This is a genomic window from Enterobacter sp. HSTU-ASh6, from assembly GCF_026319105.1.
Classification (GTDB): Bacteria; Pseudomonadota; Gammaproteobacteria; order Enterobacterales; family Enterobacteriaceae; genus Enterobacter; species Enterobacter sichuanensis.
In genome coordinates this window covers 42176-55682 of sequence record NZ_WSPD01000023.1, presented here as the reverse complement: position 1 = coordinate 55682, position 13507 = coordinate 42176, and the positions used below count along the sequence as shown (strand labels likewise).

Annotated in this window: 13 protein-coding genes; 12 read left to right on the top strand and 1 reads right to left on the bottom strand. The window is 55.0% G+C overall.

Annotated elements, in window-relative coordinates:
- Nucleotides 1–144: 144 nt before the first annotated feature.
- On the bottom strand, nt 145–627 hold the full coding sequence (locus GM298_RS20745) for a zinc ribbon-containing protein (RefSeq protein WP_025756340.1): 483 nt from the start codon (nt 625–627) through the stop codon (nt 145–147).
- A 214-nt stretch (nt 628–841) separates the two neighbouring features.
- Between GM298_RS20745 and leuS the strand changes: the two genes are divergently transcribed.
- The 12 genes from leuS (at nt 842) to lipB (ending at nt 13386) form a co-directional block, all read left to right on the top strand.
- The gene (gene leuS, locus GM298_RS20740) at nt 842–3424 is read left to right on the top strand and encodes a leucine--tRNA ligase (protein ID WP_148110461.1); all 2583 of its coding nucleotides are present in this window, start codon (nt 842–844) and stop codon (nt 3422–3424) included.
- A 14-nt stretch (nt 3425–3438) separates the two neighbouring features.
- The gene (lptE, locus tag GM298_RS20735; protein ID WP_025756339.1) at nt 3439–4008 is read left to right on the top strand and encodes an LPS assembly lipoprotein LptE; all 570 of its coding nucleotides are present in this window, start codon (nt 3439–3441) and stop codon (nt 4006–4008) included.
- Complete coding sequence (gene holA / locus GM298_RS20730; RefSeq protein ID WP_266155190.1) at nt 4008–5039, top strand: DNA polymerase III subunit delta; 1032 nt, start codon at nt 4008–4010, stop codon at nt 5037–5039. The genes lptE and holA overlap by 1 nt, the downstream gene beginning before the upstream one ends.
- A complete protein-coding gene (nadD, locus tag GM298_RS20725; protein ID WP_025756337.1) occupies nt 5032–5697 on the top strand; it encodes a nicotinate-nucleotide adenylyltransferase in 666 nt (221 codons plus the stop codon). Before holA ends, nadD begins: the two co-directional genes overlap by 8 nt.
- Before the next feature lie 270 nt (nt 5698–5967).
- Nucleotides 5968–6285 (top strand): ribosome silencing factor, encoded by a 318-nt coding sequence (rsfS, locus tag GM298_RS20720; protein ID WP_003858696.1) that lies wholly within the window; start codon nt 5968–5970, stop codon nt 6283–6285.
- A gap of 3 nt (nt 6286–6288) precedes the next feature.
- Nucleotides 6289–6756 (top strand): 23S rRNA (pseudouridine(1915)-N(3))-methyltransferase RlmH, encoded by a 468-nt coding sequence (gene rlmH, locus GM298_RS20715; RefSeq protein ID WP_003858701.1) that lies wholly within the window; start codon nt 6289–6291, stop codon nt 6754–6756.
- 28 nt (nt 6757–6784) lie between these two features.
- A complete protein-coding gene (mrdA, locus tag GM298_RS20710) occupies nt 6785–8686 on the top strand; it encodes a peptidoglycan DD-transpeptidase MrdA (RefSeq protein WP_025756336.1) in 1902 nt (633 codons plus the stop codon).
- 2 nt (nt 8687–8688) lie between these two features.
- Complete coding sequence (gene mrdB, locus GM298_RS20705; protein ID WP_013097590.1) at nt 8689–9801, top strand: peptidoglycan glycosyltransferase MrdB; 1113 nt, start codon at nt 8689–8691, stop codon at nt 9799–9801.
- Nucleotides 9802–9817: 16 nt separating this feature from the next.
- Nucleotides 9818–10930: an endolytic peptidoglycan transglycosylase RlpA gene (gene rlpA / locus GM298_RS20700; protein WP_095441819.1), complete on the top strand. Its 1113-nt coding sequence runs from the start codon at nt 9818–9820 to the stop codon at nt 10928–10930.
- 139 nt (nt 10931–11069) lie between these two features.
- On the top strand, nt 11070–12281 hold the full coding sequence (gene dacA, locus GM298_RS20695) for a D-alanyl-D-alanine carboxypeptidase DacA (RefSeq protein ID WP_025756334.1): 1212 nt from the start codon (nt 11070–11072) through the stop codon (nt 12279–12281).
- Between the two features lie 105 nt (nt 12282–12386).
- Entirely contained in the window at nt 12387–12650 is a 264-nt protein-coding gene (gene ybeD / locus GM298_RS20690) for a DUF493 family protein YbeD (protein ID WP_003858718.1), read from the top strand.
- A gap of 94 nt (nt 12651–12744) precedes the next feature.
- Complete coding sequence (gene lipB / locus GM298_RS20685) at nt 12745–13386, top strand: lipoyl(octanoyl) transferase LipB (RefSeq protein WP_025756333.1); 642 nt, start codon at nt 12745–12747, stop codon at nt 13384–13386.
- Nucleotides 13387–13507: the final 121 nt, after the last annotated feature.

Sequence of the window (13507 nt, the reverse complement as noted above, 5' to 3'; positions counted from 1 at the left end):
TGCGATGGTGCGGGACAATAAAAAATGGGTGGCAGGTTAGTCGTCAGCCGTTGACTTTAAACACAGCTGCTCACCCCAACCCTCTCCCACGGGGAGAGGGCGCAGACACTAAAAACGGCAACGTGGTTGCCGTTTTGCTTTTATTTATGGCTCAAACGGCCGACGCTGGAACTGGTCGTGCCCGCATTTCGGACACAGCGGCAGCACATCCGGCGTATACACCGCAATATGGTGATGGCATTTCTCGCACACCAGATTTCCCAGCCCAACCACTTCACCACTCTGATACACACCGTGGTGGTTCAAATCCTGAAACACCTCGCGCCACTCCAGCTGCGTTTTATCAGTAATATCGGCCAGTTCCTGCCACAGACTCTCTTTAATCACCCGCATAAAGACGCTGTCGGCGATCTCGTCCTGGCTCTCCTCGTAGCTGCGCGCAAACTCTTCCAGGTCACGGCGCACGGCACGGGTCACCTCTTCCACTTCGGTTCGCGTTAACTCACCCGTTTGCGTCACCCGGGCACGGGCCTGCTCCACCAGCGCGTCAATATCGCGCTCGCCGTTACGCAGCCGTTCCGTCAGTGTCGCCACCAGTTCGCGGTAAAATTGAGCAACCTTGTTCATCATTTTGCCTCCCGGGTAAGTAACTATTTCTAATAATAGACCTTATTTCATCGCCGCTTTGTCAGGTGAAGCACAGACCCGGTAAATTCCTGCAAAGCGCATTTGTGCGAAAGGCTGTTTTGACGCGGGCGTTTGGGCTATGCTATGCGGATCTGAATTACCACATCCATTGGCTACATTTGTAGCTGTATTGAAAACAGGACCACTGGCTGCCATGCAAGAGCAATACCGCCCGGAAGAGATAGAATCAAAAGTCCAGCAACACTGGGACGAGAAGCGCACCTTTGAAGTAACCGAAGACGAGAGCAAAGAGAAGTATTACTGCCTGTCGATGCTTCCCTATCCTTCTGGTCGACTACACATGGGCCACGTGCGTAACTACACCATCGGTGATGTGATTGCACGCTATCAGCGCATGCTGGGCAAGAACGTTCTGCAGCCAATCGGCTGGGATGCGTTCGGCCTGCCTGCGGAAGGCGCAGCGGTAAAAAACAATACGGCGCCAGCCCCGTGGACGTACGACAATATCGCGTACATGAAAAACCAGCTCAAAATGCTGGGCTTTGGTTATGACTGGAGCCGCGAGCTGGCAACCTGTACCCCGGAATACTATCGCTGGGAACAGAAGTTCTTCACCGAGCTGTACAAAAAAGGCCTGGTGTACAAGAAGACGTCTGCCGTTAACTGGTGTCCGAATGACCAGACCGTTCTCGCTAACGAACAGGTTATCGACGGCTGCTGCTGGCGCTGTGACACCAAAGTTGAGCGTAAAGAGATCCCGCAGTGGTTTATCAAAATCACCGCTTACGCTGACGAACTGCTGAACGATCTGGATAATCTGGACCACTGGCCGGATACCGTTAAGACCATGCAGCGCAACTGGATCGGCCGTTCTGAAGGCGTGGAAATTACCTTCAACGTTGAGAACTACGACCAGACCCTGACCGTCTATACCACCCGTCCGGACACCTTCATGGGCGCGACCTACCTGGCCGTGGCCGCAGGTCACCCGCTAGCGCAGAAAGCGGCAGAAAATAATCCGGAACTGGCCACCTTCATCGACGAATGCCGCAACACCAAAGTGGCTGAAGCCGATATGGCAACGATGGAGAAAAAAGGCGTGGATACTGGCTTCAAAGCCATTCATCCACTGACCGGCGAAGCCATTCCTGTCTGGGCCGCCAACTTCGTGCTGATGGAGTACGGCACGGGTGCCGTAATGGCTGTTCCGGGTCACGACCAGCGCGACTACGAATTTGCCACCAAATACGGCCTGACCATCAAGCCTGTTATCCTGGCGGCTGACGGTTCTGAACCAGACCTGTCCGAACAAGCGCTGACCGAAAAAGGCACCCTGTTCAACTCAGGCGAGTTCAGCGGCCTGAGCTTCGAAGAGGGCTTTAACGCCATTGCCGACAAGCTGGCTTCTCTGGGCGTAGGTGAGCGTAAGGTGAACTACCGTCTGCGCGACTGGGGCGTCTCCCGTCAGCGTTACTGGGGTGCGCCAATTCCAATGGTGACCCTGGAAGATGGCACCGTGATGCCAACGCCTGACGATCAGCTCCCGGTGATCCTGCCGGAAGACGTGGTCATGGACGGTATCACCAGCCCGATCAAAGCCGATCCCGAGTGGGCAAAAACCACCGTCAACGGCCAGCCTGCGCTGCGTGAAACCGACACCTTCGACACCTTTATGGAATCATCCTGGTATTACGCGCGTTACACCTGCCCGCAGTATCAGGACGGCATGCTGGATTCCAACGCGGCAAACTACTGGCTGCCGGTTGATATTTACATCGGCGGTATTGAACACGCCATCATGCACCTGCTCTACTTCCGCTTCTTCCACAAACTGATGCGCGACGCGGGCATGGTGAACTCTGACGAGCCTGCTAAACAGCTGCTGTGCCAGGGCATGGTGCTGGCAGATGCGTTCTACTACGTGGGTGCAAACGGCGAGCGTAACTGGGTTTCTCCGGTCGATGCGATCGTTGAGCGCGACGAGAAAGGCCGTATCGTGAAGGCGAAAGACGCCGAAGGTCATGAGCTGGTCTATACCGGCATGAGCAAGATGTCCAAGTCTAAAAACAACGGCATCGACCCGCAGGTGATGGTTGAGCGTTACGGTGCGGATACCGTGCGTCTGTTCATGATGTTTGCCTCTCCGGCAGACATGACCCTGGAATGGCAGGAGTCAGGCGTTGAAGGGGCGAACCGCTTCCTGAAGCGCGTCTGGAAACTGGTTTACGAACACACCTCACTGGGCGATGCTCCGGCCCTGAACGCCGCCGCCCTGACGGAAGATCAGCAGGCGCTGCGCCGTGATGTTCATAAAACGATTGCGAAAGTGACCGATGATATTGGTCGTCGTCAGACCTTCAATACCGCAATTGCGGCTATTATGGAACTGATGAACAAACTGGCGAAGGCGCCGCAAGAGGGCGAGCAGGATCGTGCCTTAATGCGTGAAGCACTGCTGGCCGTCGTTCGCATGCTGAACCCGTTCACGCCTCACGTCAGCTTCACCCTGTGGCAGGAGCTGAAAGGCGAAGGCGATATCGACAACGCGCCGTGGCCAGAGGCTGACGAAGCCGCGATGGTGGAAAACACCACGCTGGTTGTGGTCCAGGTAAACGGTAAAGTCCGCGGTAAAATTACCGTGGCGGTCGACGCAACCGAAGAACAGGTTCGCGAGCGTGCGGGCCAGGAACCGCTGGTCGCAAAATATCTTGAGGGCGTTACCGTACGTAAAGTGATCTACGTACCAGGTAAATTGCTGAATCTGGTCGTTGGCTAAGCGCGGGAGGAAACGTGCGACAACTGGCAACAATACTCTTATCTCTGGCGGTGCTTGTCACCGCTGGCTGTGGCTGGCACCTGCGCAATACCACGGCGGTGCCTGCTGAGATGAAAACAATGATTTTCGACTCATCGGATCCTAACGGTCCACTCAGCCGCGCAATTCGTAATCAGTTGCGTCTGAACGGCGTTGAGCTGATCGAAAAAGGCACCCTGCGCCAGGATGTACCGTCTCTGCGTGTGCTGGGGATGACGCTCAGCAAAGATACGGCCTCTATCTTCCAGGACGGCCATACCGCAGAGTATCAAATGGTCATGGCGGTTAATGCGGCAGTTCTGATCCCGGGTAAAGACATCTACCCGATCAGCACGAAAGTGTACCGTTCGTTCTTCGATAACCCGCAGACGGCGCTGGCAAAAGATGCCGAACAGCAGATTATCATCAACGAAATGTACGACAAGGCAGCGGAACAGCTGATCCGTAAACTGCCAGCTATTGCAGCGTCAAAAAAACAAGGATCTGACATTGTTGAAAAACCGGATGCCGACGCGTCTCCTGTTTCTACCTCAATGGGTAACTGATGATCAGGCTGTATCCTGAACAACTCCGCGCGCAGCTCAATGAAGGGCTGCGCGCGGCGTATCTGCTCCTCGGTAACGATCCGCTATTACTACAGGAAAGCCTGGATGCCGTGCGACACGCGGCGGCCGCTCAGGGCTTCGATGAACACCACACCGTCCAGCTGGATAACAATACCGACTGGAATGCCCTCTTCTCACTTTGCCAGGCGATGAGCCTGTTTGCCTCGCGTCAGACGATCCAGATCCTGCTGCCAGAGAATGGTCCGAACGCGGCCATTAATGAACAACTGGCCACGCTGGTCAGTCTGTTACACAGCGATCTGCTGTTGATCGTGCGTGGCAATAAGCTGACGAAAGCGCAGGAAAACGCGGCGTGGTTTACCCAACTCGCGCCCCATGCGGTGCAGGTCACCTGTCAGACGCCTGAGCAGGCGCATCTGCCAAAATGGGTGGCCGCGCGCGCGAAGCAGAACAAGCTTCAGCTGGATGACGCGGCAAATCAACTGCTCTGCTACTGCTACGAAGGCAATCTGCTGGCCCTCGCGCAGGCGCTGGACCGGCTCGCCCTGCTCTGGCCGGATGGCAAGCTGACCCTGCCGCGCGTCGAGCAGGCCGTTAACGACGCGGCGCACTTCACGCCGTTCCACTGGGTTGATGCCTTGCTGTCGGCGAAGAGCAAACGCGCCCTGCATATTCTGCAGCAGCTGCGCCTTGAAGGCAGCGAGCCAGTCATTTTGCTGCGCACGCTCCAGCGCGAACTGCTGTTGCTGATCGCGCTCAAGCGCCAGTCTGCCCATACGCCCTTGCGCGCGCTGTTTGATAAACATCGGGTGTGGCAAAATCGCAGGGCGTTAACCACCGAGGCCGTCAACCGCCTGAGTCATGAACAGCTGCGTCAGGCAGTACAGCTTCTGATGCGCGCTGAGCTCACGTTAAAACAAGATTACGGTCAGTCGGTCTGGGCGGAGCTGGAAAGTCTTTCTCTGCTGCTCTGCCACAAGGCGCTGGCTGACGTTTTTATTGATGGATAGTATGCACTCTCTCCAGGCCCTGTATGGTGGCACCTTCGACCCGGTACATTACGGGCATCTGAAGCCGGTTGAAATTCTGGCGAATCTGATTGGTCTTCAGCGCGTTATCATTATGCCCAATAATGTCCCGCCTCATCGTCCGCAGCCCGAAGCAACCAGCGAGCAGCGAAAAGCGATGCTCGCCCTGGCCATCGCGGATAAACCGCTCTTCAGCCTTGATGAGCGCGAGTTGCGCCGCGACACGCCCTCCTGGACGTCGCAAACGCTGCAGGAGTGGCGCGCAGAACACGGACCAGACCAGCCGCTGGCCTTTATCATCGGTCAGGACTCTCTGCTGAATCTCCCCACCTGGCATCAGTATGAAACCATTCTGGAGAACAGCCATCTGCTCGTCTGCCGTCGTCCGGGCTATCCGCTGACCATGCGCGAAGCACAGTATCAGCAGTGGCTGGAAGATCATCTCACCGACAATATAGAAGATCTTCACACACAGCCGGCCGGGAAGATTTATCTGGCGGAGACGCCGTGGTTCGATATCTCTGCGACCCTCATTCGCGAGCGTTTACAGCACGGTTTAGCCTGTGACGATTTGCTACCGGCCCCGGTGCTGGCGTATATCCATACGCACGGTTTGTATCAGAAAAGCGCAGATGAATAGCCGAAGGGCATAATAAAGTGGCTTATTGTTTTTCCTGCCTTGACAGGGTAAGCCATACTGTTATCCTCCGCTGCCAGACTTTCCCGCCGATCATTGCTTTACAGAAATTGTTTTACAAAAATGGCGATGCAATCTCAGGCGGAGGGTGGGATGATACCCGCCTTCAAAAGCCGGGCAGGAGACATTTGTCCCGTTACAGGCCTGAGTTCAGGTATACTGTCTGGCTAAGAATTCAACGTTATACAATCTCATTCACCCCAGGGGGAAAACTTGCAGGGTAAAGCACTCCAGGATTTTGTTATTGACAAAATTGATGACCTGAAAGGTCAGGACATCATCGCTATCGACGTTAAGGGTAAATCCAGTATTACCGACTGCATGATCATCTGCACCGGTACCTCTACGCGTCATGTTGTTTCAATTGCCGATCACGTGGTGCAGGAATCGCGTGCTGCAGGGCTGTTGCCGCTCGGCGTTGAAGGTGAAGCGACCGCTGACTGGGTGGTTGTCGATCTCGGCGATGTGATTGTCCACGTCATGCAGGAAGAGAGCCGTCGCCTGTATGAGCTGGAAAAACTCTGGGGTTAATGCGTGAAGTTGCAGCTGGTCGCCGTCGGCACCAAAATGCCGGACTGGGTACAAACCGGTTTTACTGAATATCTGCGTCGTTTTCCAAAAGACATGCCGTTCGAACTGGTGGAGATCCCCGCCGGAAAACGCGGCAAGAACGCCGATATCAAACGTATTCTCGATAAAGAGGGTGAACTGATGCTGGCAGCCGCAGGCAAAAACCGCATCGTCACTCTCGATATTCCAGGGAAGCCCTGGGATACGCCGCAGCTGGCGCACGAACTGGAGCGCTGGAAGCAGGATGGTCGTGACGTCAGTCTGTTGATTGGCGGGCCTGAAGGGTTGTCCCCTGCCTGCAAAGCGGCAGCAGAACAAAGTTGGTCTCTCTCCGCGCTGACGCTTCCCCACCCGCTCGTTCGGGTACTGGTGGCAGAAAGCCTGTATCGCGCGTGGAGCATTACTACCAACCACCCCTATCACCGCGAGTAATGACTGACCAGGGTAGATTAAGCAGCGGATGAAACTACAGAATTCTTTTCGCGACTATACGGCTGAGTCCGCGCTGTTTGTGCGCCGGGCGCTGGTCGCCTTTACCGGGATTTTGCTGCTTACCGGCGTGCTGATCGCCAACCTTTATAATCTGCAAATTGTCCGCTTTACCGATTACCAGACGCGTTCAAACGAAAACCGGATCAAGCTGGTGCCCATCGCGCCCAGCCGCGGCATTATTTACGATCGTAACGGCACCCCGCTGGCGTTAAACCGCACCATCTATCAAATCGAGATGATGCCGGAAAAGGTCGATAACGTTCAGGACACGCTGGAAGCATTACGAAGCGTGGTCGATCTTAACGATGACGATATCGCGGCCTTCAAAAAAGAGCGCGCCCGTTCCCACCGTTTCACCTCCATTCCGGTTAAAACCAATCTGACGGAAGTCCAGGTGGCCCGCTTTGCGGTGAATCAGTACCGTTTCCCCGGCGTGGAAGTGAAAGGTTACAAGCGTCGCTACTACCCTTACGGCTCCGCGCTGACGCATGTCATTGGCTACGTCTCCAAGATTAACGATAAAGACGTCGAGCGCCTCGATAAAGACGGCAAGCTGGCTAACTACGCAGCAACGCACGATATCGGCAAGCTGGGCATTGAACGCTACTACGAAGATGTTCTGCATGGGCAGACCGGCTATGAAGAGGTTGAGGTGAACAACCGCGGCCGCGTCATTCGTCAGCTGAAAGAGGTGCCGCCTCAGGCGGGACATGACGTATATCTGACCCTCGACCTTAAACTGCAGCAGTATATTGAAACCTTACTGGCGGGCAGCCGTGCGGCCGTGGTGGTCACCGATCCTCGTACCGGTGGCATCCTGGCGATGGTGTCAATGCCAAGCTATGACCCGAACCTCTTTGTTGACGGCATCTCCAGTAAAGACTATTCCGGCCTGCTGAATGACCCGAACACGCCGCTGGTGAACCGCGCTACGCAAGGGGTTTACCCGCCAGCGTCAACGGTTAAACCTTACGTGGCGGTCTCTGCCCTGAGTGCTGGTGTCATCAACCGTAATACCAGCCTGTTTGACCCCGGCTGGTGGCAACTGCCGGGTTCTGAAAAACGCTATCGCGACTGGAAAAAATGGGGCCACGGCCATCTGAACGTGACGAAATCGCTGGAAGAGTCCGCGGATACCTTCTTCTACCAGGTGGCGTACGATATGGGTATCGACCGTCTGTCAGAGTGGATGAGTAAGTTTGGCTACGGACATTACACCGGTGTTGACCTTGCTGAGGAACGCTCTGGCAACATGCCAACCCGTGAGTGGAAGCTGAAGCGCTTTAAGAAACCGTGGTATCAGGGTGACACCATTCCGGTGGGTATCGGCCAGGGCTACTGGACGGCCACGCCGCTTCAGATGAACAAAGCCATGATGATTCTCATCAATGACGGCGTGGTGAAAGTCCCTCATCTGCTGCAAAGTACCGTTGAAGACGGCAAAAAAGTGCCCTGGAACCAGCCGCACGAAGCGCCTGTGGGTGACATCCATTCCGGCTTCTGGGAAATCGCTAAAGACGGGATGTACGGCGTGGCAAACCGTCCGAACGGTACCGCGCATAAGTATTTCGCCGGTACGCCTTATAAAGTGGCTGCGAAATCCGGTACGGCGCAGGTATTTGGTCTGAAAGCCAACGAAACCTATAACGCCCATCGCATTGCCGAACGTCTGCGTGACCATAAGCTGATGACGGCGTTTGCCCCTTATGATAACCCGCAGGTCGCGGTGGCGATGATTCTGGAAAACGGCGGTGCCGGCCCCGCGGTCGGGACCATCATGCGCCAGATCCTTGACCACATTATGCTGGGTGATAACAACACCGAACTGCCGGCTGAAAACCCGGCCGCCGCTGCGGCGGAGGACCAATAATCATGACGGATAATCCAAATAAAAAATCGCTGTGGGATAAAATCCACATCGACCCAGCCATGCTGCTGATCCTGCTGGCTCTGCTGGTTTACAGTGCCCTGGTTATCTGGAGCGCCAGCGGCCAGGACATCGGCATGATGGAGCGTAAAATTGGCCAGATCGCGATGGGTCTGGTCATTATGGTGGTGATGGCGCAGATCCCGCCGCGCGTCTATGAAGGCTGGGCGCCCTATCTTTACATCTTCTGTATTATTTTGCTGGTTGCGGTAGACGCGTTTGGCGCCATCTCAAAAGGGGCGCAGCGCTGGCTGGATCTGGGCGTTGTCCGCTTCCAACCCTCGGAAATCGCCAAAATCGCCGTCCCCCTGATGGTGGCACGCTTTATCAACCGCGACGTCTGTCCGCCGTCTCTTAAAAATACCGCCATCGCGTTGGTGCTGATTTTCCTGCCAACGCTGCTGGTCGCGGCGCAGCCTGACCTGGGAACCTCAATCCTCATCGCACTCTCCGGCCTGTTTGTTCTTTTCCTGTCGGGCCTGAGCTGGCGTCTGATTGGCATCGCGGTGGTGCTGGTTGCCGCGTTTATTCCGATTCTCTGGTTCTTCCTGATGCATGATTACCAGCGCCAGCGCGTCATGATGCTGCTCGATCCGGAAACCGATCCGCTGGGGGCGGGCTATCATATTATTCAGTCTAAAATTGCGATTGGCTCCGGTGGCCTGCGCGGTAAAGGCTGGCTGCACGGTACACAGTCGCAGCTGGAGTTTTTACCGGAACGCCACACCGACTTTATTTTCGCCGTACTGGCTGAAGAGCTGGGGCTGGTGGGCATCTTAATTTTGCTGGCGCTATACGTCCTGCTTATCATGCGCGGATTGTGGATTGCAGCACGCGCGCAAACCACCTTTGGTCGCGTTATGGCTGGCGGGTTGATGCTGATTTTATTCGTTTATGTCTTCGTAAATATTGGTATGGTGAGTGGTATTCTGCCGGTGGTTGGCGTACCGCTACCGCTGGTGAGTTACGGAGGCTCGGCACTGATTGTGTTGATGGCCGGGTTTGGTATCGTGATGTCGATCCATACCCACAGAAAAATGTTGTCAAAAAGCGTATAAAAATAAGGGGATCGGAATGCGTAAGCAGTGGCTGGGGATCTGCATTGCGGCAAGTTTACTTGCGGCCTGTACAAGTGATGATGGTCAGCAACAGGCAACCGTCGCGCCGCCGCAGCCTGCGGTGTGTAATGGCCCGATCGTTGAAATCAGCGGTGCCGATCCCGTTTATGAACCGCTGAATGCCAGTGCGAATCAGGATTACGAGCGCGACGGCAAAAGCTACAAAATTGTTCAGGATCCTTCCCGCTTCAGCCAGGCTGGCTTTGCCGCCATTTATGATGCCGAACCCGGCAGTAACCTGACGGCGTCCGGGGAGGCCTTCGACCCAATGCAGCTGACTGCAGCACACCCGACGCTGCCGATCCCGAGCTATGCCCGTATCACCAACCTGGCGAACGGCCGTATGATCGTTGTGCGCATCAACGACCGCGGCCCGTACGGCAATGACCGGGTGATCTCCCTGTCTCGCGCGTCCGCCGATCGCCTGAACACGTCGAATAACACCAAAGTCCGTATCGACCCGATTATCGTGGCGCAGGATGGTTCGCTCTCCGGACCGGGTACCGCGTGTACGACAGTGGCGAAACAGACCTATGCCCTTCCCGACCGTCCAAATCTTGACGGCGGAATGGGAAGCGTCTCTTCTCCGGCCGAACCGGCTCAGCCGGGGGGAGAAATCCGTCCAATCAGCAATGACACGCTGCAAAGTGATGATTCAACGGGCGCACCGGTAAAGAGTAGCGGCTTTCTTGGCGCACCAACGACCTTAGCCTCGGGCGTGCTTGAAGGCAGTGAGCCGACACCCGCCCCTGCACCCGTGAGTGCGCCAGCAGCTCAACCGGCGCCCGTAACGGCGCCAGCGGCCACGCAAAGTACGGCGGTGGCAGCTCCGGCAGCGGCCAGCGGCAGCTATGTGGTGCAGGTAGGCGCAGTGAGCGATCAGGCTCGGGCCCAGCAGTATCAACAGCGTCTGAGCCAGCAGTTTGGCGTCCCGGGACGCGTTGAGCAAAACGGTGCGGTCTGGCGTATTCAGATGGGGCCGTTTGCCAGTAAATCGCAGGCTGCGTCCCTGCAGCAGCGTTTGCAAAATGAAGCTCAGCTTCAGTCATTTATCGCTGTTGCAAAGTAATTAATCGGCGGTGTCCGAAATGTCAGTTTGTGTAAAACACATTCACAAACTCATGCTTAAAGTCGGATGCCTGCCTGAATAGCATTTGCTATAGTAAGGCACTTTTTTTAATTCCATCACGGATGTCGTAGTTCTGACCATGAAGACCACTTTTTCTGCTCGTTTTGTGCAGCGCATGGCGCTGACCACGGCCCTTTGCGCTGCTGCACTTTCTGCAGCTCACGCCGATGACCTGAATATCAAGACCATGATCCCTGGCGTTCCGCAAATCGATGCGGAATCCTACATCCTGATCGATTACAACTCTGGCAAAGTGCTGGCAGAACAGAATGCTGATGCACGCCGCGACCCGGCCAGCCTGACCAAAATGATGACCAGCTATGTTATCGGCCAGGCGATGAAAGCCGGGAAATTCAAGGAAACTGACCTGGTCACCATCGGTAACGATGCGTGGGCAACCGGAAACCCGGTGTTCAAAGGGTCGTCTCTGATGTTCCTGAAACCGGGTATGCAGGTTCCCGTTTCTCAGCTCATTCGCGGGATCAACCTGCAGTCAGGTAACGATGCCTGTGTGGCGATGGCCGATTTTGCTGCCGGTAGCCAGGACGCCTTCGTGGGCCTGATGAACAGCTACGTGAACGCGCTGGGTCTGAAAAACAGCCATTTCCAGACCGTACACGGTCTGGACGCCGACGGTCAGTACAGCTCCGCGCGTGATATGGCGCTCATTGGTCAGGCGCTGATCCGCGACGTACCTAACGAATACGCCATCTATAAAGAGAAAGAGTTCACCTTCAACGGTATTCGTCAGACCAACCGTAACGGCCTGCTATGGGATAACAGCCTGAACGTTGATGGCATCAAAACGGGCCATACTGACAAAGCGGGTTACAACCTGGTGGCCTCTGCCACTGAAGGTCAGATGCGCCTGATCTCTGCCGTGATGGGCGGCCGTACCTTTAAAGGTCGTGAAACAGAAAGCAAGAAACTGCTGACCTGGGGCTTCCGTTTCTTCGAAACCGTGAACCCGCTGAAAGCAGGTAAAGAGTTTGCTTCCGAACCCGTCTGGTTCGGCGACAACGACCGAGCCTCTCTTGGCGTGGATAAAGATCTGTACCTGACCATTCCACGCGGTCGTATGAAGGATCTCAAAGCCAGCTACGTCCTGAACAGCACCGAGCTGCATGCGCCACTGCAGAAAAACCAGGTTGTAGGTACCATCAACTTCCAGCTGGATGGCAAGACGATCGATCAGCGTCCGCTGGTTGTCCTGCAAGAAATTCCTGAAGGTAATTTCTTCGGCAAAATCATTGATTACATTAAATTGATGTTCCATCACTGGTTTGGTTAAAAATTGAACACTTGAAAGTGTGATTTTGATCCCCATATACTAAGTATCCTGATAACTCCCACCTGACGTGGGAGTTATTCTTTTTGACGTTACGCCGGAGCTGACATGAAAACCAAACTTAACGAACTGCTTGAATTCCCTACCCCATTTACCTACAAAGTAATGGGTCTGGCGAAGCCTGAGCTGGTTGATCAGGTGGTTGAAGTGGTACAGCGCCATGCGCCGGGTGACTACTCTCCGTCAGTAAAACCAAGCAGCAAGGGCAACTACCACTCGGTTTCTATTACCATCACCGCTACACACATTGAGCAGGTTGAGACGCTGTACGAAGAGCTCGGCAATATCGAAATTGTTCGTATGGTGCTGTAGTCCCTTTGCGGTTACCCGGTTTGCCGGGTAACCCCTCTCCCCGCTGTGATATACTCCCCCGCATCTTTTGTCCCTCGTCTTCGGAGACGCTGTTTTGTATCAGGATAAAATTCTGGTCCGACACCTCGGGCTGCAACCTTATGAGCCTGTCTCCCAGGCTATGCATGACTTCACCGATTCACGCGATGACAGCACCCCGGATGAGATCTGGCTGGTCGAACACCTGCCAGTCTTTACGCAGGGTCAGGCGGGAAAAGCGGAACATTTATTGATGACGGGAGACATCCCGGTGATTCAGAGCGATCGCGGCGGGCAGGTCACTTACCACGGCCCCGGACAGCAGGTAATGTACGTCCTGCTCAATCTGAAGCGCAGGAAACTGGGCGTGCGTGAACTGGTCACTCTACTGGAACAAACTGTCGTCAATACGCTGGCGGAATATGGTATCGATGCGCATCCACGCGCCGATGCACCAGGCGTTTACGTCGGGGAAATGAAGATCTGCTCTCTGGGGCTGCGAATTCGTAAAGGCTGCTCCTTCCACGGCCTGGCATTGAATATTAATATGGATCTCACCCCTTTCCAGCGCATAAACCCCTGCGGCTACGCCGGCATGGAGATGACGCAAATGCGCCAGTGGGTCGATACCGCTACGCCAGACACTATTCGTCCTGTGCTTTTGAAGAATGTGTTAGCACTACTTAACAATCCCCCGCACGAATATATCCCTGCTTAATATATCATACAACATGGCTCGCTAATTTGACGGGCCACTGTTTATTTACCGCTTTTGCGCTTTACAATAAACCACAGATTCTATATTTTCGAAGCGCCCGAATATTGCCGTTACATATTAT